Consider the following 21,295-nt stretch of genomic DNA (forward strand, 5'->3'; position numbering starts at 1 on the left):
TTGTGTCTGTCCATTTCAGCAACAACTGTTTCATTTTACAACAATTAAATCTTTTAATTTATCAAATGTTTTATCCCCGATTCCACTAATATTTTTTAAGTCTTCAATCGCTTTAAAAGGACCACTAGTATTTCGATATTCTATAATGGCAGCAGCTTTAGCAGGACCAATACCTGGCAGATTTTGAAGTTCAAGCTCGTCTGCCTTATTAATATTAATTTGCTTCTCTCCCTTACTCCCGCTGCTGGATGACGTTGCACTGCCTCCTGACGTGCCTGAGGGAACCATTCCTTCCTCCCCTTTGGCAGGGATGTAAATCACCATCTCATCCTGCACATGTTCAGCAAAATTCACTTGCGTTTGATCTGCTTGCTCCGTTAATCCTCCCGCACGACCAATCACATCCATAACACGTTCCCCTGTGTTGGATTGATAAACTCCTGGTTGGTTTACCTGTCCTTTCACATCGACCATGATCTTTTCTGGCTCAGAAGCCTGCTTGGATTGTTTATTCGTTCCTGCTTCGTCGGTCTCTCCTTGAGGTTTAATTTCTTCACTTACTGCATTTAGGGGAGCAGGCTCCGCATCCTTTTGCCCATAAAAATAATATGCACCGCCCAAAGCAACAAAAATAGTAACAAGAAGATAAATTTTATATTCCATTATCCAGCTTTTCAAGCATATCCATCCTTTCTTAAGGTATATTTCACTAACGATTTTCATATGGTTAAAGAAGAATCTTGCATGTGAAGGAGGTCGGGAGAATGAAAATAGGGGTCATTGGTACCGGGAATATGGGAAGAATCTTGGTGGAGGCTTTGATTGAAGGAAAGGCCACTTCCCCTTCTTCAATGATCATTACTAATAGAACTAAATCAAAAGCCCTGCTGCTCAAGGATAAATATAAAGAACTACGAATAGGTGCAAATACAGGGGAAGTGGCTGCGCAATCTGATCTAATTTTCATCTGTGTGAAACCGTTAGAAATTATCAGTATACTTGATGAAATCAATCCACATTTAGGTCCCGAAAAATGTCTGATTTCAATCACCAGTCCGGTAAGTACCAGTCAAATTGAACAAAAGGTTTCATGTTCAACAATCCGAGTTATCCCTAGTATTACCAATCGGGCACTCGCAGGGGTTTCATTGATTACCTATGGAGAAAATTGCACTGAGCATTGGAGATCAAAAGTAGGAAAGTTAATTTCAAAAATCTCTGTTCCTGTTTGTATCGATGAAAAGATAACCCGGGTTGCCTCTGATATCGTTAGTTGCGGGCCTGCCTTCTTTAGTTATCTCCTCCAAAATTTTATTGAAGCCGCCGTAAAAGAGACAGAAATAGACAAGGAGACAGCTACTATTTTTGCAAGTGAAATGGTGGTTGGACTCGGAGAATTAATTAAACAAGGGCATTACACATTGCCTTCATTGCAAGAAAAAGTGATTGTGAAAGGTGGAATTACGGGAGAAGGGATTAAAGTATTAGACAAAGAACTCGGCAAGGTATTTGAACACTTATTTCAAGCAACCCATGCAAAGTTCAAAGAGGACCTAGAAAAAGTAGAAATTCAATTCTCTAAACAATAATTCGCTTTTTTATGACAAATTCCTTCATACTATCATAAAAAAACTGCCATCTTTTTTTAAAAAAGATGGCAGTTTTTATTTTCTCTTCTTAGCTGTAAAAAAGATTCGTTCTGACTGTGGTTCTGGTGCAGAATGCTTGAAGTCTGCGGTAACTTCCAACAAATCAAAGCCAGCTGCTTCTAACCATGCGGTATATTGTTGGATGGAATAGGTACGCTGATAATGAAATTCATCAAACCGATCATACTTCCCAGCCCGTTTATCCAAAACAAAAAAGCTTAGTTCATGGTCAACACTATCAGGAAAATCACCAGGGAAGCTGTTCCAAATATAGGAAACCTCATCCTCATTTAAGGCGAAAGTCTGATTTATAAAAACTTCGTTGATTTTAAAAACAGAATGAACATCAAAAATGAATATTCCATCTTGTTGTAAATGATCCAATACGTTTGAAAAAGTAGCTTGGACCTCCTGCTCTGTTTGCAGATAGTTTAAAGAATCACAAAAGATGCCAACAACATCAAAAATATCTTGGCCTTCTAAATCCGCCATATCTTGTTGAAAAAATGGAATTTTAACCCCTTCATTTTCTGCCTTTGCTTGAGCAACAGCTAACATATCTTCTGATAAATCAACACCCGTAACGTGAAATCCTTCTTTGGCAAAACGAATCGAGAGCTCGCCTGTGCCACACGCTAAATCCAACATGTTTTTTTCTTTCACATCGTACTTTATAAGGATTTCATTAACAAATTGAACCCACTGATCATATGGAGCTTCCTTCATCAGCTCATCATACAAATAGGCAAACTGCTGATAACTCATGAATTCAGCTCACTACGAAGGTCTTCAAGCGGTGCATCGCCCCATAAGCGCTCCAAATTATAGTAGCTTCTTTCATCACGATGGAATACATGGGCCACCACATCGCCTAAGTCAATTAATATCCATCTTGCCTCATCAAAGCCTTCCATTCTTTTTACATCATAACCCAATTCCTGAGCTTTTTCTTTCATTTCCCGTGCAATTGCCTGTACCTGTTTATCAGAATTACCATGGCAAATAATAAAATAATCCGCAATTAAAGAAATTCCCTTCATATTTAAGGCCAAAATATCTTCTGCTCGTTTATCGTCGGCCGCTTTTACGGCGATTTTTAACAGTTCTTGAGTATCCATTCATCAGTCCTCCAGTTTATCGATCAAGTCATTGTAGGTAAAAAATGTTTCTGGGTAGATCGTTTGCTTCTTTTTCATTAGGAAAAGGATGGTATTTTGAACTGCTTGAATTAGGGCTTGATCCAAATTTACCTTTGCCATTTCTCTTACTTCCTCGACTCCTGGGAAATGTCTTCCAGGTTCTATATAATCAGCTAAATAGATGACTTTTTCCAACACACTCATATTCGGTCTGCCCGAGGTATGGTAGCGGATTGCATCCAATACTTCACGATCGGTTATGCCGGCTTCCTTTTCTACCAAATAGGCTCCAACAGGTGCATGCCATAATTCCGCATTAAAGCTGAGCAAATCTTGTGGAAAATCCTGCTTTGCAATAATTTCCTTCATTTCCTCTTTTGGACGAAATTTTGCATAATCATGAAAAATCGCCGCAATTTCAGCCTTCTTTGGATCGGCACCGTATTGTTTCGCTAAGGAAATCGCCGTATCCATCACACCTAATGTATGCTGATAACGATGCTCCGTTAATTGTAGCTTAACCAATTGTAAAGCCTTTTCACGTTCCATATAAATGCTTCCCCTCAATATATTCAATTACCGAATCGGGTAATAAATAACGAACTGTTCTCCTGCCTTTCAATCGTTCCCTGATCATACTTGATGATACATCTATTGAAGGAACATCGACAGATAAGACAGGAAAGTTTGAAGTTGTACTGTAGGATGGTCTCGCCACTCCTACAAATTGAACAAGGTTGACGAGAACATCAATATCATGCCATTTTGGTAAATATTCAATCATATCTGCCCCGATAATAAAGAAAAACTGGTGGTCAGGGTATTGGTTATTCAGTATTTTGATCGTATCTACTGTGTACGATGGACCTTCCCGATGCAGTTCAATAGGCTGGATAGAAAAAGCTGGATTCCCCTCAATGGCCAGCTCTAACATGTGCAGGCGTTCCTCATCCATAACCGATTCAGGTTTTTTCTTATGTGGCGGCTCATGGTTTGGCATAAACCAAATTTTATCAAGCTGAAGTGTGGACAATACTTCATTCGCAATCAAAAGATGTCCATAATGCGGGGGATTAAAAGTTCCTCCCAATATTCCAACTTTCTTCATGCATTCGCCATCCTTCTATGTTGATGTTTTTTAGCTATGGTAATACGATCGTTTTCTTTTCGACAGACTCTTTATAAAGGACAATGGTATTGCCGATGATTTGAACAATTTCGGCACCCGTGCTGTTTGCCAACTGTTCGGCAATTTCTGATTTATCTTCTTCACAATTTTGCAGAATGCTGACCTTAAAAAGTTCCCTCGCTTCTAGGGCTTCCGCAATTTGTTTAATCATATTCTCATTTACGCCGCCCTTTCCCACTTGAAAAATAGGGTCCAGGTGATGTGCTTTTGAGCGTAAAAATCTTTTTTGTTTTCCTGTTAACATCTATTTATTTCCTCCTAATTGTCCCAATACATTTTCTTTCATTCTTTCCACATCTGGAAAAATTCCCGTCCATTTTTCAAAAGCAAGTGCGCCCTGGTAGACAAACATATCAATGCCGTTTTGAACCATTACCCCTTTTGCTTTTGCTTCATGTAGAAACTTTGTCTCAAGTGGATTATATATAATATCACATACTAGTGCATGTTGGCTAAGATTTTTCAACTCCAATGGGATTTCCATGGTTTTCGGTGACATCCCTACCATGGTCGTTTGCACAATTAAATCATAATCACCTAATCTTTTACTCGCCTCTTCCAACGTCAACGCCTTCGAAGAAGTGGAATATGGACATGCCTCAATTAAACTAACTGCCGTCTCAACAGTACGATTAGCAATATCGATTACCTGTGGATTTTCTTTAGCGATCGTAAAATAGATTGCTCGAGCGGCACCACCTGCTCCAATTACCAATACCTTTTTTTCTGCAGCCTCTGATACATAATTATGAGGAAGTCCTCTTAAAAATCCCGGCCCGTCCGTATTATAGCCAACCAACCTCCCACCAGTGTTCACTACTGTATTTACAGCACCAATACTAGCGGAAAGATCATCTATTTCATCAAGAAAGGGAATGATTTTACTTTTATATGGAACGGTAACATTAAAGCCCCCCACCCCAATTGCTTTAAAACCATTGACTGCATCCTGTAAATGATCTTCCTCGACTTGAAAAGGAAGGTATATGGCATCAAGGTTATAAAATGAAAACAAATTATTATGCATGACCGGAGACATCGTGTGCCCGATCGGGTTCCCCACAACTCCAAATAACTTTTTCATTTATTTTCCCCACCATTCCCTATTCTTCTCTATTATTTAAATTAATGATTTACGCATTAATGTTTGAACGCCCCTTGGTACATAGGCTGCCACTTTTGCCCCTGGCTCATTTACTGTGATCCAGCCAAGTCCTGAAAAAACAATATCTGTTTTCGCATCTTTCACAGTAAATTCTTGTCTTACAAGCTCTGGAAATGTTTCTAGCTCATCAGGTCCTGGGGGTGTTAACATTTCCCCAACATGCTTGTCATAAAGGTCGTCAGCGTTTTCCATCTTCGTTCGATGAATCGTCAATTCATTGGAAACATAACAAACAAACGATCTCCTGCCTCCGCTAATATAATCAAAGCGAGCCAGTCCCCCAAAGAACAAGGTTTGTCCTTCATTTAATTGAAAGACCTTTGGCTTGATTTCTTTTTTAGGAGTGATCACTTTAAGGTCTTTCTTATTAATAAAGTGGGCCATTTGATGATGATTAATAATTCCTGGTGAATCCATTAAAGATTTTTCATCATCTAGGGGAATTTTAATAATATCCAATGTCGTACCTGGGAAGTGGGAGGTCGTAATCACTTCTTCTTCCCCCGTTACTTCTTTAATAATTCGATTAATGAATGTAGATTTTCCAACATTGGTACACCCGACCACATAAACATCTTTACCATTCCGCAATTCATCAATGGCTGCGGCAGTTTCTCTAATATTCATCCCTTTAGCTGCACTAACTAGGAAGACTTCTTCCGCCCTTAATCCCAATTCCTTCGACTCATGCTTCATCCAATTGATCAATTTGTTCTGCTTGACTGACTTTGGCAATAGATCAACCTTATTTCCAACAAGGACGACTTTATTGCTGCCAACAAATCGATGTAATCCAGGAAGCCAGCTTCCGTTGAAATCAAAGATATCGACAATCATCACAATGAGAGCATCAGTCTTGCCTATTTCATTTAGTATTTTTAAAAAATCATCATCTGTTAAATTTACATCTTGAACTTCGTTGTAATGTTTAAGGCGAAAACACCGCTGGCAGATAATAGCTTCCTTCTCTAAAGCAGAAGCAGGAGCATAGCCTAATTCACTCGGGTTTTCAGTTTGAACCGTGACACCACAGCCCATGCATATATATTGTTGTTCACTCACAGATTAATCCTCCCATTGAAGCATACCCTTTTTACGGAACCAATTTAAAATTCTTCGTTCGGCAAAGCGATTAAACTTTGTCCAAAATCCATCCGTTTGTGCGACAGGCACAACAAGGATGGTATGAAAGCCACTTCGGTTTCCACCGAGCACATCCGTTAATAATTGATCACCAATAACTACGGCCTCGTCTTTTGTTATGCCCATTTGCGCAATGGCTCGACGAAATGCTGGCCCCAGAGGTTTCCGTGCCTTAAAAATAAACGGAATTTGAAGCGGGTCCGAAAAAGCCTTTACCCGATTTTCATTATTATTAGAAACGATCGTTACCTTGATATTATGTTTTTTTATTTCTTCAAACCATTTTATCAATTGAGGGGTAGCCAAAGGGCGATCCCATTCCACTAGAGTATTATCAAGATCTGTAATAATTCCTTTAATCCCTCTTGATTTTAACTCTTCAGGAGATATATCCAGAATGCTTTTTACATGTTCATTTGGTAAAAATTGTTTTAACACTAAGCTTACACCTCATTAATTTCTAAATAAAAATGGTGCTTGGAGCAATGAAAGCAATCACACATCTTTTCTTGTACCATCATAACCAATTTTACCCTTCGTTTCAAAAGAAAAGCGAAACAGGTTAGGTAATTCCAAGGCTTAATCCATTCATCCCATACATTTATTGTTCTTCAAAACTTGACAATCCATGAAATTTTTATAATGAAACAATTTATAAAAATAAAAATGGATCAGAAATATGACAGTTTTAGGAAATATGAAAAATATTTTTCGACAAACTTCTTCTTTCCGAACAGTTGTGGATAACCTTATTAACATTTTACCCATTGAAGACTTTAGATTTATCTCCTTTATAAACAATTTAATCACAAGTTATCCACTAGAGACTGTGGATAAATAGAACGATTGTTCTATAGGAATAAATTTGGTAGATTTAGGGTACACCATTGAACATACCATTTTATGTATTTTAACTATAAAATAGAACAATTTTATTTAGTAGAAGGAGGACACTGTCATGCGAAAACTGTCAGATGAATTATTAATTGAATCATACTATAAAGCAAGGGAACTTAACTTAAGCCCAGAATTTATCAGTCTGATTGAGTCCGAAATACACCGACGCTCTTTATTCAATAAAATAAAAATATCTTCGTAAATTGGATCCTGCCCCTTGAGGGCTTTTCTTTTTGGAACGAAACAAGTAGTCCCTCTTTGAACTACTTTCGTAATACCCCTAATTTCTCCCCTACCTTTATCTCTTTAGGTGTAGAAATGGTGGAATCAATTTGGAATATATTCTGTTCAAATAACAGAACCACAGTCGAACCGAAGCTAAAATAAGCCATTTCTCCACCTTTTTCTAATTCTGAACCTTTATGTGTGGTTTCAATCGAATTCACAAACATCGCCCCGACCTTTACAATGGCGACATGGCCGTATGATGTTCGTACTTCTGTAATGACCCGGTAATTTTTTGAAAGGGTTTGACGTCCGTATTTTAATCCCCACTTATTTACTGGATATGATTTGGTCCCTAGAGTCCATTGTTTAGTAACAACCCCATCTACAGGACTGTGGATCCGGTGATAATGACTGGGACTCAAATATAGAATCATATAGCTGCCATTTAAATATTTGTCTAAAACCTCTCGATCGCCAAGCATCTCTTCAATTGAGTATATTTTCCCTTTAACGGTAATCTCACTAGTCTCACGAATTGTCCCCACATCTTCAATAACAGCGTCTACAGGGCTGACAACAGAATCCTGACTCCGATCAATTTCCCTGGCATCTATTTTTAATGTCCTGATAAACAAATCATGCAAGGTTGGATATTCAGTTAATTCCTTTTCCATTTCATCTTGATTTAAATGATAGACCTTGGCGAAGGACGGTACGAAAAAACGGCTAAGACGAGAACGTGCAAATCTTTTTAAAATGGCAGATGACCACCTCCCATTCGTTAACTCTATTACTAGTTGATATATCCCTTGTATCATAGAAAGACCCCCAAATAGTGTAAAAATACTCTTTACGGAATGGCATAAAACCCTTAGAATTAAATAGTATAGAATAAACTTAACAAAATGATTTCCTTCTTGTTTTGAAAAAGGAGTGATGTGGAGAATGTTTTTATTGGAAGTTTTAGATCAAACAATAAAAAAACTAAAATCGCAAACAGCAAATGTCATCACCTTAACAAATTTATCATTAGGCGGATTTGCCATTGTGTTTGGTATACATGGAAATCTACGTTTAAGTCTCCTGCTTATATTTATTGCCGCCTTAGCTGACCGATTTGATGGAATGATCGCCCGAAAATTTAATATTGAATCCGAGCTTGGCAAACAATTGGATTCCATGAGTGATATTATATCATTTGGAGTTGCTCCTGCACTATTACTATATCAAGGAATTTTATTTGAATTTGGTGGACCTGGCTCATTTTTTACTGTGTTTTTCATTGGATGTGGAGCATTTAGATTAGCTCGTTTCAATATTACTGAAAGCAACGGGTACTTTACCGGACTGCCGATTACAGCTGCAGGCTGTTTAGCAACGCTAAGTTATTTAGCTATTCCCTACTTTCCAGCTCAAACCTTCATATTTATAATGTTGATTCTATCCTTTCTAATGGTTAGTTCATTTAAACTGAAAAAAGTATAATTCTTTCAAATGAAAAAACGAATGACCTTCTTACTAGCTGGTTTTACGGCAGGGGAGGTCATTTTATTTATTTTTTTTTAAAAGTTAACAGGACAGACACAATTTCTTGTTTTCTACATAGGAATTAGTAAATAGGTTATAGTCCTAAGAAAACACGGGGGTGGATGTGGATGTCTGGAATCTTAACAGCTCTCGGATATTTAATGAAAGAGTTTTTATTCCTCGTTTCATATGTAAAAAATAATGCATTTCCGCAGCCCTTATCTGCAGCCGAAGAAAGAAAATATTTACGTTTAATGGCTGAAGGAGATGCCCATGCACGAAATATGTTGATTGAACACAATTTACGTCTCGTCGCGCATATCGTCAAAAAATTTGAAAATACCGGAGAGGATTCGGAAGATTTAATTTCGATTGGAACCATTGGATTAATTAAAGCGATTGAAAGCTACTCAGAAGGAAAAGGAACAAAGCTGGCAACATATGCCGCTCGCTGTATTGAAAATGAGATCCTAATGCACTTAAGAGCACTAAAAAAGACAAAAAAAGATGTTTCACTGCACGACCCGATTGGTCAAGATAAGGAAGGAAACGAGATTTCCCTTATTGATGTACTAAAATCCGAATCTGAAGATGTAGTCGATACGATTCAGCTTAATATGGAACTTGAGAAGATTAAAAAGTACATCGAAGTCCTAGATGATCGTGAAAAAGAAGTCATTATAGGCAGATTTGGCCTTGATTTACAAAAAGAAAAAACACAGCGGGAGATTGCCAAAGAACTAGGTATCTCGAGGAGTTATGTTTCAAGAATTGAAAAACGGGCCCTGATGAAAATGTTCCATGAATTTTATCGAGCTGAGAAGGAAAAAAAGAAAAAGAATTGAAAAAGAGCGGGAGTTTCATCCCGCTCTTAACTATTTTCCTTCGCTCAGAAGATTGTTCCAGCTTTTTCCGCCATCTACCGTTTCAAATACATCATTTTTATAGGTCGTAAAGGCTATTTGATTTATATTCTTTGGATTAACAGCAAGGTACGTAATGGGATTATCATAATCTAAAAACGGGAAAGCAAGATTGGCTTGTTCACCTGTTGCTGGGTTTAGTATCTTTAACATTATTTTCTCATTTTCAACACTTGAGTATAAAATGGAATCCCCTCTAAATGTTAAGGCTGTTACCATTATGGGATTGGTGGTCAACTTCATGGTATTGCCGTGATCATTAGAATAATAGATCCCTGACCTTGTTGACATGGCGATCGTTTCCCCTTTTATCGGGTGCACGGCAATCATCCCCAGGGAGTCAGCATTAAACTCCTTGAACTCACTTTTATTCCAAGTTTCCCCACCATCGGTAGTATAGTTTACGCCTAAGCTTAATTGTTCATTGGGCTGTTCACTTATGACATAAAGGCCATTTCCTGAAAAACTGGCAGCAGTGAAATGAAAGTTTACCTTTCCGTAAAAAGCTAATTTTTTTATAGTTTCGCCTTTATTATTGCTCTGGATAAGACCCAATGGGTCCTTTAAGCCGGAGCCTTTTTGTGGGTGGCCGCTCGCAATAAAACCCGCCTCAACTGCTTGAAAGCCAATATAATCATGTTGAAGAGAGGTTGTTTCGTACCATTTGGAATCCTTAAATATTTTCAGGCCATTATTACTTGCCACATACAAACCCGTGTCATTGCCAGGGTAGCCAATACCACGGATATTTTTCATCTTCATTGATTTTGCCTCAACCATTTGAAAGGGGATTTCGGATTTCGTGTGATTTTCTCGATTAGTGGTTTTTTGATCTTGTTCCTTTTTAGTACATCCAGAGACTATAAGAAATACTCCTAAAATAAGTGCTAATAACGTTTTTAAATTTACCTTCATTTTTCTCCTCCTGAATAACATCTGCAGTCGATGAGATTCACTTTACGTATTCTTTCCCATCCACTTATAACCCAGTCCCACTGGAAATGTCAAATATTCGACAATGAGCGAACTCAAAATTTTTACTAAAGTAGTAATGAACCTGCGTTTTCCTCCACTACATACTCCAGGGATCAACACTCCATTTTCTCTATTTCGAAAAGCGTAACATATAGAATTTTTCGAAAAATAGATTATAATTAATAGATACATAAAAGGGGGTTCAAGGATGACAGCCACTACATATTCAGAAGTATGGAATCTTGACGTATTTTTCCCTGGGGGCAGTGATTCTCCACAATTACAGGATTATCTATCCCAAACAGAGGAAAGTATTAAACAATTCGAATCAAAAGTAAATAACTGGAAACCAGCTAATTCTCTTGCTGATTCCGCGGTCTTGCAAGAATTGCTATCAGATTTAGAAAGTGCTGCAAAAAAATTAATCCAAGCTGGAGCTTTTGTTGGGTGTTTATTGGCACAAAATACTGATGATAAAAAAGCCTATTCCCTTGATGCAAGAATAACCAGTTTGAACGCCGTCTTCCAAAGCGCTCTTGGCTCATTTGATAATCTGTTGACCACGTTTGATGATGTAGTATGGCAACAGATTGTTGCGGCCGAATCATTAAAGGAGCTATCCTTTGTATTGACAGAAAGCCGAGAGAAAGCAAAGGAAAAACTGTCTAAGGAAGAAGAAGCGTTAATCAGCGCTTTAGAAGTCGATGGTTACCATAGCTGGGGGCAATTGTACGATGTCATTGTCAGTAAAATTAAAGTTCCATTTGTCGAAAACGGTGAAGAGAAACAATTATCTGTTGGGCAGGCCTTCAATAAATTTTCAAGTCCAAATCGTGAAATCCGGTCAGCAGTTTTTAAAAGCTGGGAAAAAGCATGGGGTAACCAAGCTGATTTCCTTGCTAAAACATTAAATCATCTTTCAGGCTTCCGTTTAAATGTGTACCAAAAACGCGGCTGGGAAGATGTATTAAAGGAACCGCTTAGTATAAACCGTATGAAAAAAGAAACACTCGATACGATGTGGGCGGTTATTGCAGATAATAAACAAAAACTTGTAGATTATCTAGCACGAAAAGCCAAACTTTCAGGTCTAGAGAAGTTAAGCTGGTTTGACCTTGATGCACCATATGGGAAAACAGAATCAAAGGTATCCTATCAAGAAGGTGCAGCGTTTATCGAAAAGAACTTTGGACTGTTTGGTGAAAAATTAGCTGCTTTTGCAAAGAATGCATTTGAAGGACAGTGGATAGAAGCTGAGGACCGCCCAGGAAAGGCACCTGGCGGATTCTGTACTTATCTTCCCGAAAGTGAACAATCTCGCATCTTTATGACCTATTCTGGTACACCATCGAATGTTTCAACCCTTGCTCATGAGCTTGGCCACGGCTTCCATTCTTACGCGATGAACGGAGTTCCGTTCCTTAATTGTAACTATGCGATGAACGTGGCTGAAACGGCTTCAACATTTGCTGAAATGATTGTGGCCGATGCCGCTGTTAAAAATGCTGCGAATGAAGAAGAAAAGCTTGTTCTATTAGATGATAAAATTCAACGGACCGTTGCCCTTCTTATGAATATTCATGCCCGTTTCTTATTTGAAACCCGGTTTTACGATGAGAGAAAACAAGGTACGGTCACGCCTGAAAGATTAAATGAATTAATGTTAGACGCCCAAAAAGAGGCTTATGGAGATGCTTTAGAAGAATATCATCCATTATTTTGGGCTTCCAAACTACATTTCTTTATTACTGGTGTTCCATTCTACAACTTCCCGTATACCTTTGGCTACTTATTCTCCCTTGGTATTTATGCCCGGGCACTAGAAGAGGGGAAAGGCTATGAGGAAAAATATATGGCTTTGTTAAGAGATACCGCCTCGATGTCTGTTGAAGAGCTAGCGATGAAACATTTGCAGGTCGATTTAACTCAAAAAGACTTCTGGGAAAAAGCAGTTGGCATTTGTCTTGAGGATATTAATGAATTTCTTGCACTTACAGAAGAGAAATAATCTTTATTAATACAAATGAGCATCGACCACTTATGGCCGATGCTCATTTCATTGTTCTGCACTTAATTCAGCTAAGATAACAAAGCCTATAACCCCAGTAATAACGAGAGCCATTACAACCATGAACATTTTCTCCACCCCTTAGAGAGATTCTGATATCTTCTACTATGAATTTATCATATTTTCACCGTATCTATCTAAGGGAAAAATGAACATTTTGTTAACAATAAGTTAAAGTTATTTTCAAAAAGATAATTTTATGTTTAGATAAAATGCTTAATTCTTAATCGTTTTCTTTGGTTTAAAGAGTAATGATAGTAATAATATATGCAGCGGCATTTAGGTTCCTCCTATTTTCAAAGTCCGGCTAGGTGGTATCCTTCATATCCCATAAGCTAGCTCCTCGACCTTGCATTAATAAAAACACCATAATAAAACCACCTTTCTTTATTGTTAATAGTAAAACCCTTTACATCATTCGATACATACTTGCTTGACGATCCTTGTTCTTTTCATAAAGCCTTTTGACCATATCTTGATGGGCAGCTTCTTCAAGGCTCATTTTCCGTTTCTGAATGGTAATCGTTAAAAAAAATATATTGAGGGTCATGTTGTTTTCACTTCCTTTACTTAAAGCTGATTACATGAGTCGATGCATGGAAATTTGCCGATCTTTGCTTTGTTCATAGAGCTTTTCCACTCGTTCTTGTGTTGTTGCTTCCTGAAGACTGATGTTTCGTTTTTTTATCGTAATCGAGAAAAATAATATATTTAAGGTCACTTTCATTCACTTCCTTTTTTATTAATACCATTATTACATGAGACGGTGCATACTAATTTGCCGATCCTTGCTTTTTTCATAAAGCTTTTCAACTCGTTCTTGTGCTGCTGCTTCCTGCAAGCTAATTTTGCGCTTTTTTATGGTAATGGAAAGAAACAAAATATTTAGGGTCATGGTTTACCACCTCCTTAAGTGTGAATATTAAGTTGTACGATCACTGCATGCAGTTTCACTTTATGCAAGACATATCCAAATGGCGAGTAAAAAGGGCACAAAAAGGCCGCAAGAAGAAGGCTCCCTGCGGCACACCTAAAAGAAGGCACAAAAATACCGCAAGGCGTCATTCTCCCTTGCGGCATGGATATGTATTGTCACTTAATTTAAGCGATCCATTCCAGTCTGGTCGAATGCGTGATATTCCCATATACAGTTTTCAAAACATTATTCATACCAATGCCAGCTGTTACGGATGCAGGTGCTCCAATTAATAATAACATCATGTTCTTCGACCTCCTTTTTTGGAATTTTTCGTTTACACTGGTAATTATATCCACGCAATCATGTTTTGTAAACCTTTTTACTGAAATTTTATAATAAATAATTAAAAAGCCCGCCAAGAAGGTAAAAAAATAAGCGTCCCGACAAAATCGGGGCGCTTACTTTTTCATGAAATAATCTTCACTATCTTCCATATTGGAGAGCTTTATTTGATATATCTTTGATTGAATAAAAAATAAGATTGAAAGGGCAAAAAAAGACGTTGAGGAAATCACCATTATATTGGTATCCCATTCACTTTTTACATTCATTGGGATAATCACGCCTAAATAAAAAAATACACCTACAGCTAATAAGACAGTTCCAAACCGTTTAAAATCAACCATTTTTTCATACAAATTTTTCATTTGTTGTTCCAATCTTATCACCTGCACCTTCTAAAAAATCTACTCCCCTACTTTATCATAATATTTACGACTAAACAGTATGTAAATATTAGAAAAAGGGTGTCAGGCACCATCTCGGTGCCTGACACCCTTTTTCACTCTAACACTATTGTAATGCTTGTGATAGATCTTCGATTAAATCTTCGATGTCTTCGAGACCGACGGAGATCCGAATTAACCCGTCAGTTATCCCTAATTCTGCTCTTCGTTCAGCAGGAATTGATGCGTGGGTCATTCTAGCGGGTACGGAAATGAGGCTTTCAACGGCGCCAAGACTTTCAGCCAAGGTAAAGTAATGGATTTTACTTAGCAATTGGTCAGCATTTTCTGCACTTCCAACATCAAAGGAAACCATGCCGCCATACCCTCTAGCCTGCTTCTTTGCAATATCATGATTGGGATGGTCTTCTAATCCTGGATAAAACACCTTTCTAACACGGGGATGTCCTTGGAGAAATTCTATTATCGCCTTCGTATTGGATTCTGTTTCCTCCATCCTGACCCCTAATGTTTTGATTCCCCTGATGAGCAACCATGAATCCTGCGGTCCTAAAACCCCTCCTGTTGAGTTTTGAACGAAATGAAGGTCACTAGCCAGCTGGTCATTATTAACGGCCACTAGACCTGCCACGACATCGCTATGACCACCAATATACTTTGTTGCACTATGCAGTACAATATCAGCACCCAGCTCTAATGGATTTTGCCAGTACGGTGTGGAAAAAGTGTTATCGACGATGGTTAACAGTTCATGTTCCTTAGCAAGCTTAGCTGCCGCTTCAATATCTGTTATCTTTAACAGTGGATTGGTCGGTGTTTCTATATAAATAGCTCTTGTATTGGGTCTGATTTCCTTTTTGATGTTTTCTAAATTGGTAGTATCAACGAAGGTTGAATCGATGCCAAGTCGATTTAGGACCTTGGTCATTATACGGAAGGTTCCACCATACACATCATCTGTTAGAATAACATGATCACCGCTATTAAATAACATAAATACCGCCGTAATGGCCGCCATACCGGAACCGAATGCAAAACCAGCACTGCCACCCTCAATATCTTTAATAAGCTCTTCTAGAGCATGTCTGGTGGGATTACCTGTTCGAGAATACTCGTAACCCTTGTGGCCGCCGACACCTTCTTGTTTATAGGTGCTGACTTGATATATTGGGAACGAAACTGCACCTGTTAGGGGGTCTTCACTAATTCCACCGTGAATTAATTTGGTTTTTCTTCTCAACCTAAATACCTCCTTCAAAGATCTTCTTGCTTAAATAACGTTCGCTCCCGTCAGGAAAAACAACCACGATATTGGTGTCTGGCTTAGCCGCTTTGGCCTCTTCTAATGCAGCATAAAATGCTGCCCCAGAAGAACTTCCAACTAGAAGACCCTCTTTTCTCGCTAATTCTTTTACGAGTGCGAAAGCATTTTCATCCGAAACCGTATGAATGGCATCAAAATAGGAGCGATCCATATAATTTGGTAAAAATTCCATTCCAATGCCTTCTGTTTTATGAGGACCTGATTCTCCACCGTTTAAAATGGAGCCTTCTGGTTCAACAATGACTGTTTTTACGGATTGGCTTTTTTCCTTTAAAAAACGGGCTGTACCCATGAACGTTCCACCTGTGCCCGCCCCAGCAATAAAGATATTCACTTTTCCATCCATTTGCTCCCAAATTTCTGGTCCAAGTGTTTTGTAGTAGGTTTCAGGATTAGCTGGGTTACCAAATTGTTGCGGGCAATAGGATTCAGGGATTTCTTGCAAAAGCTCCTCTGCCCTAGCGATCGCCCCTTTCATCCCTTGCTCTGTTGGCGTATGAACTACCCTTGCACCTAGGGCTTTCATCAATTCCTGTTTTTCAATACTAAACTTTTCGGGGACACATAAAATAACCTCTACACCTGTGTTAATGGCAGCAAGTGCCAAGCCAATTCCTGTATTTCCAGCGGTCGGCTCAATGACTGTACCGCCTTTTTTTAGTTTTCCGCTCGAAAATGCCTCTTTTAGTAGTTCTATTCCAAGCCGGTCCTTGACACTGCCACCCGGATTCATGAATTCAAGCTTTGCAAAAATACGAACGCCTTTAGGCAAAAAAAATTGTGTGATTTCAACGATTGGTGTCTGCCCTATTAATGCATGTACATTTTTGTAAACTTGCATGACTCCACCTCTACATACTATTTAATGGCTGCTACCATTTTCATGACTAACGTGGCAGAATTAGTTGCTGCCTTGTCAATAAATTGATCAAATGAGATTTCAGACTCTTTTCCAGCGATGTCCGAAAGAGAACGAATGATTACAAAGGGCACTCCGAAACGGTGAGCAACTTGCGCAATCGCAGCCGCTTCCATTTCGACAGCTTGCAAATCATGAAATTTGGAACGAACAAACTCTACACGTGCCGGGTCTTCCATAAATGAATCACCTGTTACAATAAGCCCCTTCACTATTTGGAAATTATCCAGTTCTTTTGCGGCTGCTTCTGCTGTAGAAATCAATTTTTCATTTGCTAAAAATGCAGCAGGAAGTTGTGGAACCTGACCATATTCATAACCAAATGCTGTGACATCAACATCATGATGACGAACTTCCGTAGAAATAACTGCATCCCCGACATTTAGAGAAGGGTTATAGCCTCCTGCTGAACCGGTGTTGATAATGCAATCTGGTTTATATTTTTCAAGCAAAATCGTAGTAGACATGGCTGCATTTACTTTACCAATTCCAGAACGCAGCAAAATGACCTCTGCACCATGCATGCTGCCGAATGTAAATTCGCAGCCTGCAACTGTTTCTTGTGTCCTGTCCTCTATATTGTCTCTTAGTAAGGTAACTTCTTCTTCCATTGCTCCGATGATGGCGATCTTCATGCTTTAACCTCTTTCTGTTTGTTTTCCTTTTATGTTTTATACTCTTCCTCGGATTCTACCTTCATATCCGCAATCACTATTCTACCATCATTTAAGTGGTACCTGCCATGCTGCCTCATGGTTTATTTCCTCACACATGGATGAATATTTAGTTTTCTTTGAATCCCTAGAAATATAGTATGATTTACTGAGCTGTCCTGTTATCATAATTCATACTTTGTTTCATTTAGATTGTAAGCCTCATTGAATTTAATTAAAATGAATTTAGTGAAAGGAAGGATGCTGAAATGAATTTTCAATTTGAACTAATTGAGGATAAAGTAGAGTTTTTTGAAGCTAATGATTTAAAAACATTGCAAAAGAAAATTGAATCGCAGATTGATGAGAATAGAGCCATCCTATTAGGAGTGCACTCTGTTACCCACCAGATGCATGTAAACGAAAATGGACAAACCTATTTTTCTGCTGTAGTTCATTTTAAAAAGAAATAGGATGAGGCGATTTACTTTTAGCCTCATCCTATTTCTTTTATTTTTGCTCTTTTAAACTTTCTTATTGATTTCCGCTCCAGGCACTTCGCGGACCTTAGGGCGGTACGTGGAGCCTCCTCGTCGCTTCGCTCCTGCGGGGTCTCCCCTGTCCCGTACTCCCGCAGGAGTCTTCGTGCCTTCCGCTCCAATCAACGTGCTTTAAAATCACCATTAATCATTAACACAGCCTTTATCTTTCAAGTTGTGTTAATTCTTCTACCTTTGTCGGCTTCCAGCCTTCACCATCTACCCATTGAATGAACACTCTATACTTTTGTTGTTGATCGGGTGAATATACAGTGCCAATTGCTGCATTAGTTGTAGATTTATCACTGCCCAGCCAATATACCTTCATATTACTTTGTTCGAGACCAGTAGCATATGAAATGGCCTGAAGCATTTCATCCCAATCCACTCCATCAAATGTTGGCGTATGCTCACCTGTTTGGGTGGTCCCAACAGGTTTCCAGCTAGGATTCTCAATGGTTTTCACTACATTAGAAGAACTGCCTCCATCAGATACCACTGCCTGTGATTCATCTGCCGCTTCCGTTTCAGAGCTAGAGGCTTCCTGACTTTTTTGCTCTTCCTCTGCCGCATTATCTTTAGTTTCAGATGAAGATTTGTCAGTGGTTTTCTTTTGTTGATCTTTTTTGGCCTTAGCGTCTTTATTTACTGTTTCTTTTTGTTCTGTTTTTGGACTTTCCTTCTTTGGTGATGCATTGTCATCCCCAGATGCAAAAATATTGTAAGCCACGAAAATAATTAATAACAAGACAATGACAATTAAACTATTTAAGACAATATTTGTTTTTTTCCTTTTCGCCCGGTAACCCGAACGAGAATTCGGCTTGAAATCATTACTCAAATTTATCCCTCCGTATAAATCAGGCTCTCAATATTCTAACATGATTTCAGGAGAACTTGAAGGAAAAAACAATTTCATTGTTTACTGCTATGATCATTTTCATAGAGCATTTTAACCATATCGCCAAATAATAAGTTGACCCCGCCCTCAGAATCCAGTACATCTAAATTTACGGCAACCAAGGCATATTTGGGATTTTGATAGGGGAAATATCCCGCAAACCATTTATTATGAAGCTGCTTGCCATCTGCATATTTCCCAGTTTCAGCTGTGCCCGATTTACCAGCAACTTCATATGGTAAATCTTTAAACCACCTGCCAGTACCATTAGGATTTAACACAACTTCTCTCAGTAATTTTTGCAGCCTCATTGCAGTATAAGGAGAAATCGGATCCCCTTTTAAACTTTCCTCTGGAAAATCGACCATGGTCGTTCCATTTTTGTATTCAATTTTTGAGACGGCCCTGACCATTTCTTTTTGACCCCCTCTAGCGATGGTTGCCATCATATTGGCCACGGCTAAAGGTGTAGCCCGAACCTCATGCTGCCCAATTCCTGACATGGCCACAAAGTTTCTATCTTTTCTTGCTTGATCGGTTACAAATACTCGGCCATGATCTTCATCTACAAGCTGTTTAAAGTCACTTGTGTGGTATACATCCCCTTGCCAGCCAACAGAACCTGTTAACGACAACTTCGTGGCATAATCCTCTAAAGCATGTTGATTCTTTTTTTGCAGATCTTTGGCTAGTTCCCCGAAAGTTCGATTACAACTTCTTGCAAAGCTTGATGTAAAATCGAGCATTCCATAATCATATTTTATTTCCGGCTGACCATTGATTTTTTTACTACAATCAAATCGGCGGGTGGGGTCATCGAGATTATTTTCAATAGCAGCTGCAGCAACCACCGTTTTAAATACAGAACCTATAATCTGTTGTTTAAGCATGATATTTGTAATTCCTGCACCACTATAAGGGTCTTTTTTATTAATCGTTGGCCGTGAAACCATCGCCAGCACACTATTGTCTTGAATATTCAATAGGACTAAACCGCCCTTTTTTATTTGGTACTGATCAACTAAGTCCTCGGCTTTTTGCTGAAGATTTTTGTCGATAGTCGTTCGAACATTAACTGGGTAAAAAGGGTTCGCAGGATCTACATATTTCACGTTTATGCCAAACAAGGGGGAGCCAGTCCCATCAACATGATAAACGAGCTTTGATTTACCTTCAGGCAGCAAGAATTCGTCAAAACTTTCCTCAAGCCCTGAAACGCCAAGCAAGGTTTTCTCTGATAACTCTTTATTCGGATAGCGCTTCTTTAATTCTTTTACGTTTTCCCCTGTCAGTCCTATTAGCTGTTCCGCTGGCACATCTGAACGTTCAAACTTTCTTTCAATCGCAAAAACACCAGGAATTTTTAACTGATTAATTCTCTCCATTTGGGAAGTGGTCAATTCAACAGGCTGTGAATTACCATAGGCAAATGGCTTCTTGGCTGCTTCGACAGCTAGTTTAAGTGCATTCACTGGTATTCCTGAAATGGAAGAAACTTTACCTGCATCCCAGTCCATCTTTTTTAAAAATGGAAACAGCACTAGCACTGATACTTTCTTATGTGTAAGCAACTGCCCGTTCCGGTCAAGAAAGTTCCCGCGGCCATTATCAATGACGATTTCTTGTGTTCTTTGTTTAACACTTTCCTCAAGTAAATTAACATTATGCTTAGAAAAGGTCTTTGTTTCGATTAATTGTATTTGCATTAACCGTACCAATAGCAATACGAAACCTGTTATACAAATAAAAAGCCAGCCAAGAGCCCGTTTTTTCCACATAAAAAACACCTCGTCAAAAGTTTTGACGAGGTTTCTTCATTTCAAACAATATTTAATTGATTATTTAATACTGACGATTCGTACGCTCATTTCCCCACCTGGTGTTTGAACGGAAACTTGATCGCCAACTTTTTTACCTAAGAGACTCCTTGCAATAGGAGAGTCATTCGAGATTTTCCCCTCGAATGGATCAGCCTCAGCACTACCAACAATGGAATACGTCTCTTCTTCACCATCTGGAAGCTCAACAAAAGTAACTGAACTGCCCAAAGTAACAGAGTCGCCAGCCATTTCACTTTCAGCAATAATTTTAGCATTTCGGATCATATTTTCTAATGTTGTAATTCGACCCTCCACAAATGCTTGCTCTTCTTTCGCAGAATCATACTCAGAGTTCTCCGATAAATCTCCGAAGCTGCGAGCTGTTTTAATTCTTTCTACTACTTCTTTACGTTTTACTGATTTTAAGTATTCTAGCTCTTGGACTAATTTCTCTTTACCTGCTTGTGTCATTGGAAATACTTTTTCAGTAGCCAAAATCCTCACTCCTTCTAGTCTTCACAATCCCCCATTAGAATTGTGTATGTAATGTATGTAGATATAAAACCAGCTA

27 protein-coding genes are annotated in these 21,295 nt (G+C 38.6%); 6 read left to right on the forward strand and 21 right to left on the reverse strand.

Annotation, left to right across the window (positions count from 1 at the left end):
• Nucleotides 1–30: 30 nt before the first annotated feature.
• Nucleotides 31–678, reverse strand: a complete 648-nt coding sequence (locus AC4E8C_RS17125; RefSeq protein WP_490207855.1) for a helix-hairpin-helix domain-containing protein — start codon at nucleotides 676–678, stop codon at nucleotides 31–33.
• Nucleotides 679–764: 86 nt separating this feature from the next.
• Here AC4E8C_RS17125 and comER point away from each other — a divergent pair, with 86 nt between their 5' ends.
• A complete protein-coding gene (gene comER, locus AC4E8C_RS17130) occupies nucleotides 765–1,589 on the forward strand; it encodes a late competence protein ComER (RefSeq protein WP_490207856.1) in 825 nt (274 codons plus the stop codon).
• A 75-nt stretch (nucleotides 1,590–1,664) separates the two neighbouring features.
• Here the strand turns inward: comER and AC4E8C_RS17135 are convergent, their stop codons facing one another.
• Genes AC4E8C_RS17135 through AC4E8C_RS17170 form a run of 8 tightly spaced genes read right to left on the reverse strand, consistent with a single transcriptional unit; the run spans nucleotide 1,665 to nucleotide 6,723 of the window.
• Nucleotides 1,665–2,414 (reverse strand): class I SAM-dependent DNA methyltransferase, encoded by a 750-nt coding sequence (locus AC4E8C_RS17135; RefSeq protein ID WP_490207857.1) that lies wholly within the window; start codon nucleotides 2,412–2,414, stop codon nucleotides 1,665–1,667.
• Complete coding sequence (rsfS, locus tag AC4E8C_RS17140; protein ID WP_490207858.1) at nucleotides 2,411–2,767, reverse strand: ribosome silencing factor; 357 nt, start codon at nucleotides 2,765–2,767, stop codon at nucleotides 2,411–2,413. The genes AC4E8C_RS17135 and rsfS overlap by 4 nt, the downstream gene beginning before the upstream one ends.
• A 3-nt stretch (nucleotides 2,768–2,770) precedes the next feature.
• Nucleotides 2,771–3,337 carry a bis(5'-nucleosyl)-tetraphosphatase (symmetrical) YqeK gene (gene yqeK, locus AC4E8C_RS17145; RefSeq protein WP_490207859.1) on the reverse strand — a complete coding sequence of 189 codons (567 nt, stop codon included), beginning with the start codon at nucleotides 3,335–3,337 and terminating at the stop codon, nucleotides 2,771–2,773.
• The gene (locus AC4E8C_RS17150) at nucleotides 3,327–3,896 is read right to left on the reverse strand and encodes a nicotinate-nucleotide adenylyltransferase (RefSeq protein ID WP_490207860.1); all 570 of its coding nucleotides are present in this window, start codon (nucleotides 3,894–3,896) and stop codon (nucleotides 3,327–3,329) included. The genes yqeK and AC4E8C_RS17150 overlap by 11 nt, the downstream gene beginning before the upstream one ends.
• A 34-nt stretch (nucleotides 3,897–3,930) precedes the next feature.
• Nucleotides 3,931–4,221 (reverse strand): ribosome assembly RNA-binding protein YhbY, encoded by a 291-nt coding sequence (yhbY, locus tag AC4E8C_RS17155; protein ID WP_490207861.1) that lies wholly within the window; start codon nucleotides 4,219–4,221, stop codon nucleotides 3,931–3,933.
• A complete protein-coding gene (gene aroE, locus AC4E8C_RS17160; RefSeq protein WP_490207862.1) occupies nucleotides 4,222–5,061 on the reverse strand; it encodes a shikimate dehydrogenase in 840 nt (279 codons plus the stop codon).
• A gap of 36 nt (nucleotides 5,062–5,097) precedes the next feature.
• The gene (yqeH, locus tag AC4E8C_RS17165) at nucleotides 5,098–6,204 is read right to left on the reverse strand and encodes a ribosome biogenesis GTPase YqeH (protein ID WP_490207863.1); all 1,107 of its coding nucleotides are present in this window, start codon (nucleotides 6,202–6,204) and stop codon (nucleotides 5,098–5,100) included.
• Nucleotides 6,205–6,207: 3 nt separating this feature from the next.
• Nucleotides 6,208–6,723 (reverse strand): YqeG family HAD IIIA-type phosphatase, encoded by a 516-nt coding sequence (locus tag AC4E8C_RS17170; RefSeq protein ID WP_490207864.1) that lies wholly within the window; start codon nucleotides 6,721–6,723, stop codon nucleotides 6,208–6,210.
• Between the two features lie 520 nt (nucleotides 6,724–7,243).
• Here AC4E8C_RS17170 and AC4E8C_RS17175 point away from each other — a divergent pair.
• On the forward strand, nucleotides 7,244–7,384 hold the full coding sequence (locus AC4E8C_RS17175) for a sporulation histidine kinase inhibitor Sda (protein WP_490207865.1): 141 nt from the start codon (nucleotides 7,244–7,246) through the stop codon (nucleotides 7,382–7,384).
• Between the two features lie 61 nt (nucleotides 7,385–7,445).
• Here the strand turns inward: AC4E8C_RS17175 and AC4E8C_RS17180 are convergent, their stop codons facing one another.
• On the reverse strand, nucleotides 7,446–8,228 hold the full coding sequence (locus AC4E8C_RS17180; protein ID WP_490207866.1) for a phosphatidylserine decarboxylase: 783 nt from the start codon (nucleotides 8,226–8,228) through the stop codon (nucleotides 7,446–7,448).
• 127 nt (nucleotides 8,229–8,355) lie between these two features.
• Here AC4E8C_RS17180 and pssA point away from each other — a divergent pair, with 127 nt between their 5' ends.
• Both pssA and sigK read left to right on the forward strand, forming a co-directional pair.
• Entirely contained in the window at nucleotides 8,356–8,895 is a 540-nt protein-coding gene (pssA, locus tag AC4E8C_RS17185) for a CDP-diacylglycerol--serine O-phosphatidyltransferase (protein WP_490207867.1), read from the forward strand.
• A gap of 170 nt (nucleotides 8,896–9,065) precedes the next feature.
• The gene (sigK, locus tag AC4E8C_RS17190; RefSeq protein ID WP_490207868.1) at nucleotides 9,066–9,782 is read left to right on the forward strand and encodes an RNA polymerase sporulation sigma factor SigK; all 717 of its coding nucleotides are present in this window, start codon (nucleotides 9,066–9,068) and stop codon (nucleotides 9,780–9,782) included.
• Between the two features lie 30 nt (nucleotides 9,783–9,812).
• Here the strand turns inward: sigK and AC4E8C_RS17195 are convergent, their stop codons facing one another.
• The gene (locus AC4E8C_RS17195; protein ID WP_490207869.1) at nucleotides 9,813–10,775 is read right to left on the reverse strand and encodes a F510_1955 family glycosylhydrolase; all 963 of its coding nucleotides are present in this window, start codon (nucleotides 10,773–10,775) and stop codon (nucleotides 9,813–9,815) included.
• Nucleotides 10,776–11,043: 268 nt separating this feature from the next.
• Here AC4E8C_RS17195 and AC4E8C_RS17200 point away from each other — a divergent pair, with 268 nt between their 5' ends.
• Nucleotides 11,044–12,843: a M3 family oligoendopeptidase gene (locus tag AC4E8C_RS17200; protein WP_490207870.1), complete on the forward strand. Its 1,800-nt coding sequence runs from the start codon at nucleotides 11,044–11,046 to the stop codon at nucleotides 12,841–12,843.
• Between the two features lie 469 nt (nucleotides 12,844–13,312).
• Here AC4E8C_RS17200 and AC4E8C_RS17205 read toward each other — a convergent pair whose 3' ends face one another.
• From AC4E8C_RS17205 to mtnN, 7 genes are all read right to left on the reverse strand, one after another.
• A complete protein-coding gene (locus tag AC4E8C_RS17205; protein ID WP_490207871.1) occupies nucleotides 13,313–13,453 on the reverse strand; it encodes a YrzI family small protein in 141 nt (46 codons plus the stop codon).
• A 30-nt stretch (nucleotides 13,454–13,483) separates the two neighbouring features.
• Entirely contained in the window at nucleotides 13,484–13,624 is a 141-nt protein-coding gene (locus AC4E8C_RS17210; protein WP_490207872.1) for a YrzI family small protein, read from the reverse strand.
• Nucleotides 13,625–13,657: 33 nt separating this feature from the next.
• A complete protein-coding gene (locus tag AC4E8C_RS17215; protein ID WP_490207873.1) occupies nucleotides 13,658–13,798 on the reverse strand; it encodes a YrzI family small protein in 141 nt (46 codons plus the stop codon).
• A gap of 482 nt (nucleotides 13,799–14,280) precedes the next feature.
• A complete protein-coding gene (locus AC4E8C_RS17220; protein ID WP_490207874.1) occupies nucleotides 14,281–14,541 on the reverse strand; it encodes a YrhC family protein in 261 nt (86 codons plus the stop codon).
• A gap of 133 nt (nucleotides 14,542–14,674) precedes the next feature.
• Nucleotides 14,675–15,808 carry a bifunctional cystathionine gamma-lyase/homocysteine desulfhydrase gene (locus AC4E8C_RS17225; RefSeq protein ID WP_490207875.1) on the reverse strand — a complete coding sequence of 378 codons (1,134 nt, stop codon included), beginning with the start codon at nucleotides 15,806–15,808 and terminating at the stop codon, nucleotides 14,675–14,677.
• 1 nt (nucleotide 15,809) lies between these two features.
• The gene (cysK, locus tag AC4E8C_RS17230; RefSeq protein WP_490207876.1) at nucleotides 15,810–16,733 is read right to left on the reverse strand and encodes a cysteine synthase A; all 924 of its coding nucleotides are present in this window, start codon (nucleotides 16,731–16,733) and stop codon (nucleotides 15,810–15,812) included.
• A 17-nt stretch (nucleotides 16,734–16,750) separates the two neighbouring features.
• Nucleotides 16,751–17,446 carry a 5'-methylthioadenosine/S-adenosylhomocysteine nucleosidase gene (mtnN, locus tag AC4E8C_RS17235; protein ID WP_490207877.1) on the reverse strand — a complete coding sequence of 232 codons (696 nt, stop codon included), beginning with the start codon at nucleotides 17,444–17,446 and terminating at the stop codon, nucleotides 16,751–16,753.
• 287 nt (nucleotides 17,447–17,733) lie between these two features.
• On the opposite strand from mtnN, the gene AC4E8C_RS17240 reads away from it, so the two are divergent.
• Nucleotides 17,734–17,937 (forward strand): DUF2536 family protein, encoded by a 204-nt coding sequence (locus AC4E8C_RS17240; protein ID WP_490207878.1) that lies wholly within the window; start codon nucleotides 17,734–17,736, stop codon nucleotides 17,935–17,937.
• A 229-nt stretch (nucleotides 17,938–18,166) separates the two neighbouring features.
• On the opposite strand, the gene AC4E8C_RS17245 is transcribed toward AC4E8C_RS17240, so the two are convergent.
• From AC4E8C_RS17245 to greA, 3 genes are all read right to left on the reverse strand, one after another.
• Nucleotides 18,167–18,844 carry a YrrS family protein gene (locus tag AC4E8C_RS17245; RefSeq protein ID WP_490207879.1) on the reverse strand — a complete coding sequence of 226 codons (678 nt, stop codon included), beginning with the start codon at nucleotides 18,842–18,844 and terminating at the stop codon, nucleotides 18,167–18,169.
• A 74-nt stretch (nucleotides 18,845–18,918) separates the two neighbouring features.
• Nucleotides 18,919–20,682 carry a peptidoglycan D,D-transpeptidase FtsI family protein gene (locus tag AC4E8C_RS17250; RefSeq protein WP_490207880.1) on the reverse strand — a complete coding sequence of 588 codons (1,764 nt, stop codon included), beginning with the start codon at nucleotides 20,680–20,682 and terminating at the stop codon, nucleotides 18,919–18,921.
• A gap of 60 nt (nucleotides 20,683–20,742) precedes the next feature.
• Nucleotides 20,743–21,219 (reverse strand): transcription elongation factor GreA, encoded by a 477-nt coding sequence (greA, locus tag AC4E8C_RS17255; RefSeq protein ID WP_490207881.1) that lies wholly within the window; start codon nucleotides 21,217–21,219, stop codon nucleotides 20,743–20,745.
• Nucleotides 21,220–21,295: the final 76 nt, after the last annotated feature.

Source organism: Neobacillus sp. SRL179 (assembly GCF_984799095.1).

What these genes read in the sequence shown, in the direction of transcription:
- comER (WP_490207856.1), top strand. Translation starts at nt 765, where the DNA reads ATGAAAATAGGGGTCATTGGTACCGGGAATATGGGAAGAATCTTGGTG.
- AC4E8C_RS17135 (WP_490207857.1), bottom strand. Translation starts at nt 2,414, where the DNA reads ATGAGTTATCAGCAGTTTGCCTATTTGTATGATGAGCTGATGAAGGAA.
- rsfS (WP_490207858.1), bottom strand. Translation starts at nt 2,767, where the DNA reads ATGGATACTCAAGAACTGTTAAAAATCGCCGTAAAAGCGGCCGACGAT.
- yqeK (WP_490207859.1), bottom strand. Translation starts at nt 3,337, where the DNA reads ATGGAACGTGAAAAGGCTTTACAATTGGTTAAGCTACAATTAACGGAG.
- AC4E8C_RS17150 (WP_490207860.1), bottom strand. Translation starts at nt 3,896, where the DNA reads ATGAAGAAAGTTGGAATATTGGGAGGAACTTTTAATCCCCCGCATTAT.
- yhbY (WP_490207861.1), bottom strand. Translation starts at nt 4,221, where the DNA reads ATGTTAACAGGAAAACAAAAAAGATTTTTACGCTCAAAAGCACATCAC.
- aroE (WP_490207862.1), bottom strand. Translation starts at nt 5,061, where the DNA reads ATGAAAAAGTTATTTGGAGTTGTGGGGAACCCGATCGGGCACACGATG.
- AC4E8C_RS17175 (WP_490207865.1), top strand. Translation starts at nt 7,244, where the DNA reads ATGCGAAAACTGTCAGATGAATTATTAATTGAATCATACTATAAAGCA.
- AC4E8C_RS17180 (WP_490207866.1), bottom strand. Translation starts at nt 8,228, where the DNA reads ATGATACAAGGGATATATCAACTAGTAATAGAGTTAACGAATGGGAGG.
- pssA (WP_490207867.1), top strand. Translation starts at nt 8,356, where the DNA reads ATGTTTTTATTGGAAGTTTTAGATCAAACAATAAAAAAACTAAAATCG.
- sigK (WP_490207868.1), top strand. Translation starts at nt 9,066, where the DNA reads ATGTCTGGAATCTTAACAGCTCTCGGATATTTAATGAAAGAGTTTTTA.
- AC4E8C_RS17195 (WP_490207869.1), bottom strand. Translation starts at nt 10,775, where the DNA reads ATGAAGGTAAATTTAAAAACGTTATTAGCACTTATTTTAGGAGTATTT.
- AC4E8C_RS17200 (WP_490207870.1), top strand. Translation starts at nt 11,044, where the DNA reads ATGACAGCCACTACATATTCAGAAGTATGGAATCTTGACGTATTTTTC.
- AC4E8C_RS17205 (WP_490207871.1), bottom strand. Translation starts at nt 13,453, where the DNA reads ATGACCCTCAATATATTTTTTTTAACGATTACCATTCAGAAACGGAAA.
- AC4E8C_RS17215 (WP_490207873.1), bottom strand. Translation starts at nt 13,798, where the DNA reads ATGACCCTAAATATTTTGTTTCTTTCCATTACCATAAAAAAGCGCAAA.
- cysK (WP_490207876.1), bottom strand. Translation starts at nt 16,733, where the DNA reads ATGCAAGTTTACAAAAATGTACATGCATTAATAGGGCAGACACCAATC.
- mtnN (WP_490207877.1), bottom strand. Translation starts at nt 17,446, where the DNA reads ATGAAGATCGCCATCATCGGAGCAATGGAAGAAGAAGTTACCTTACTA.
- AC4E8C_RS17240 (WP_490207878.1), top strand. Translation starts at nt 17,734, where the DNA reads ATGAATTTTCAATTTGAACTAATTGAGGATAAAGTAGAGTTTTTTGAA.
- AC4E8C_RS17250 (WP_490207880.1), bottom strand. Translation starts at nt 20,682, where the DNA reads ATGTGGAAAAAACGGGCTCTTGGCTGGCTTTTTATTTGTATAACAGGT.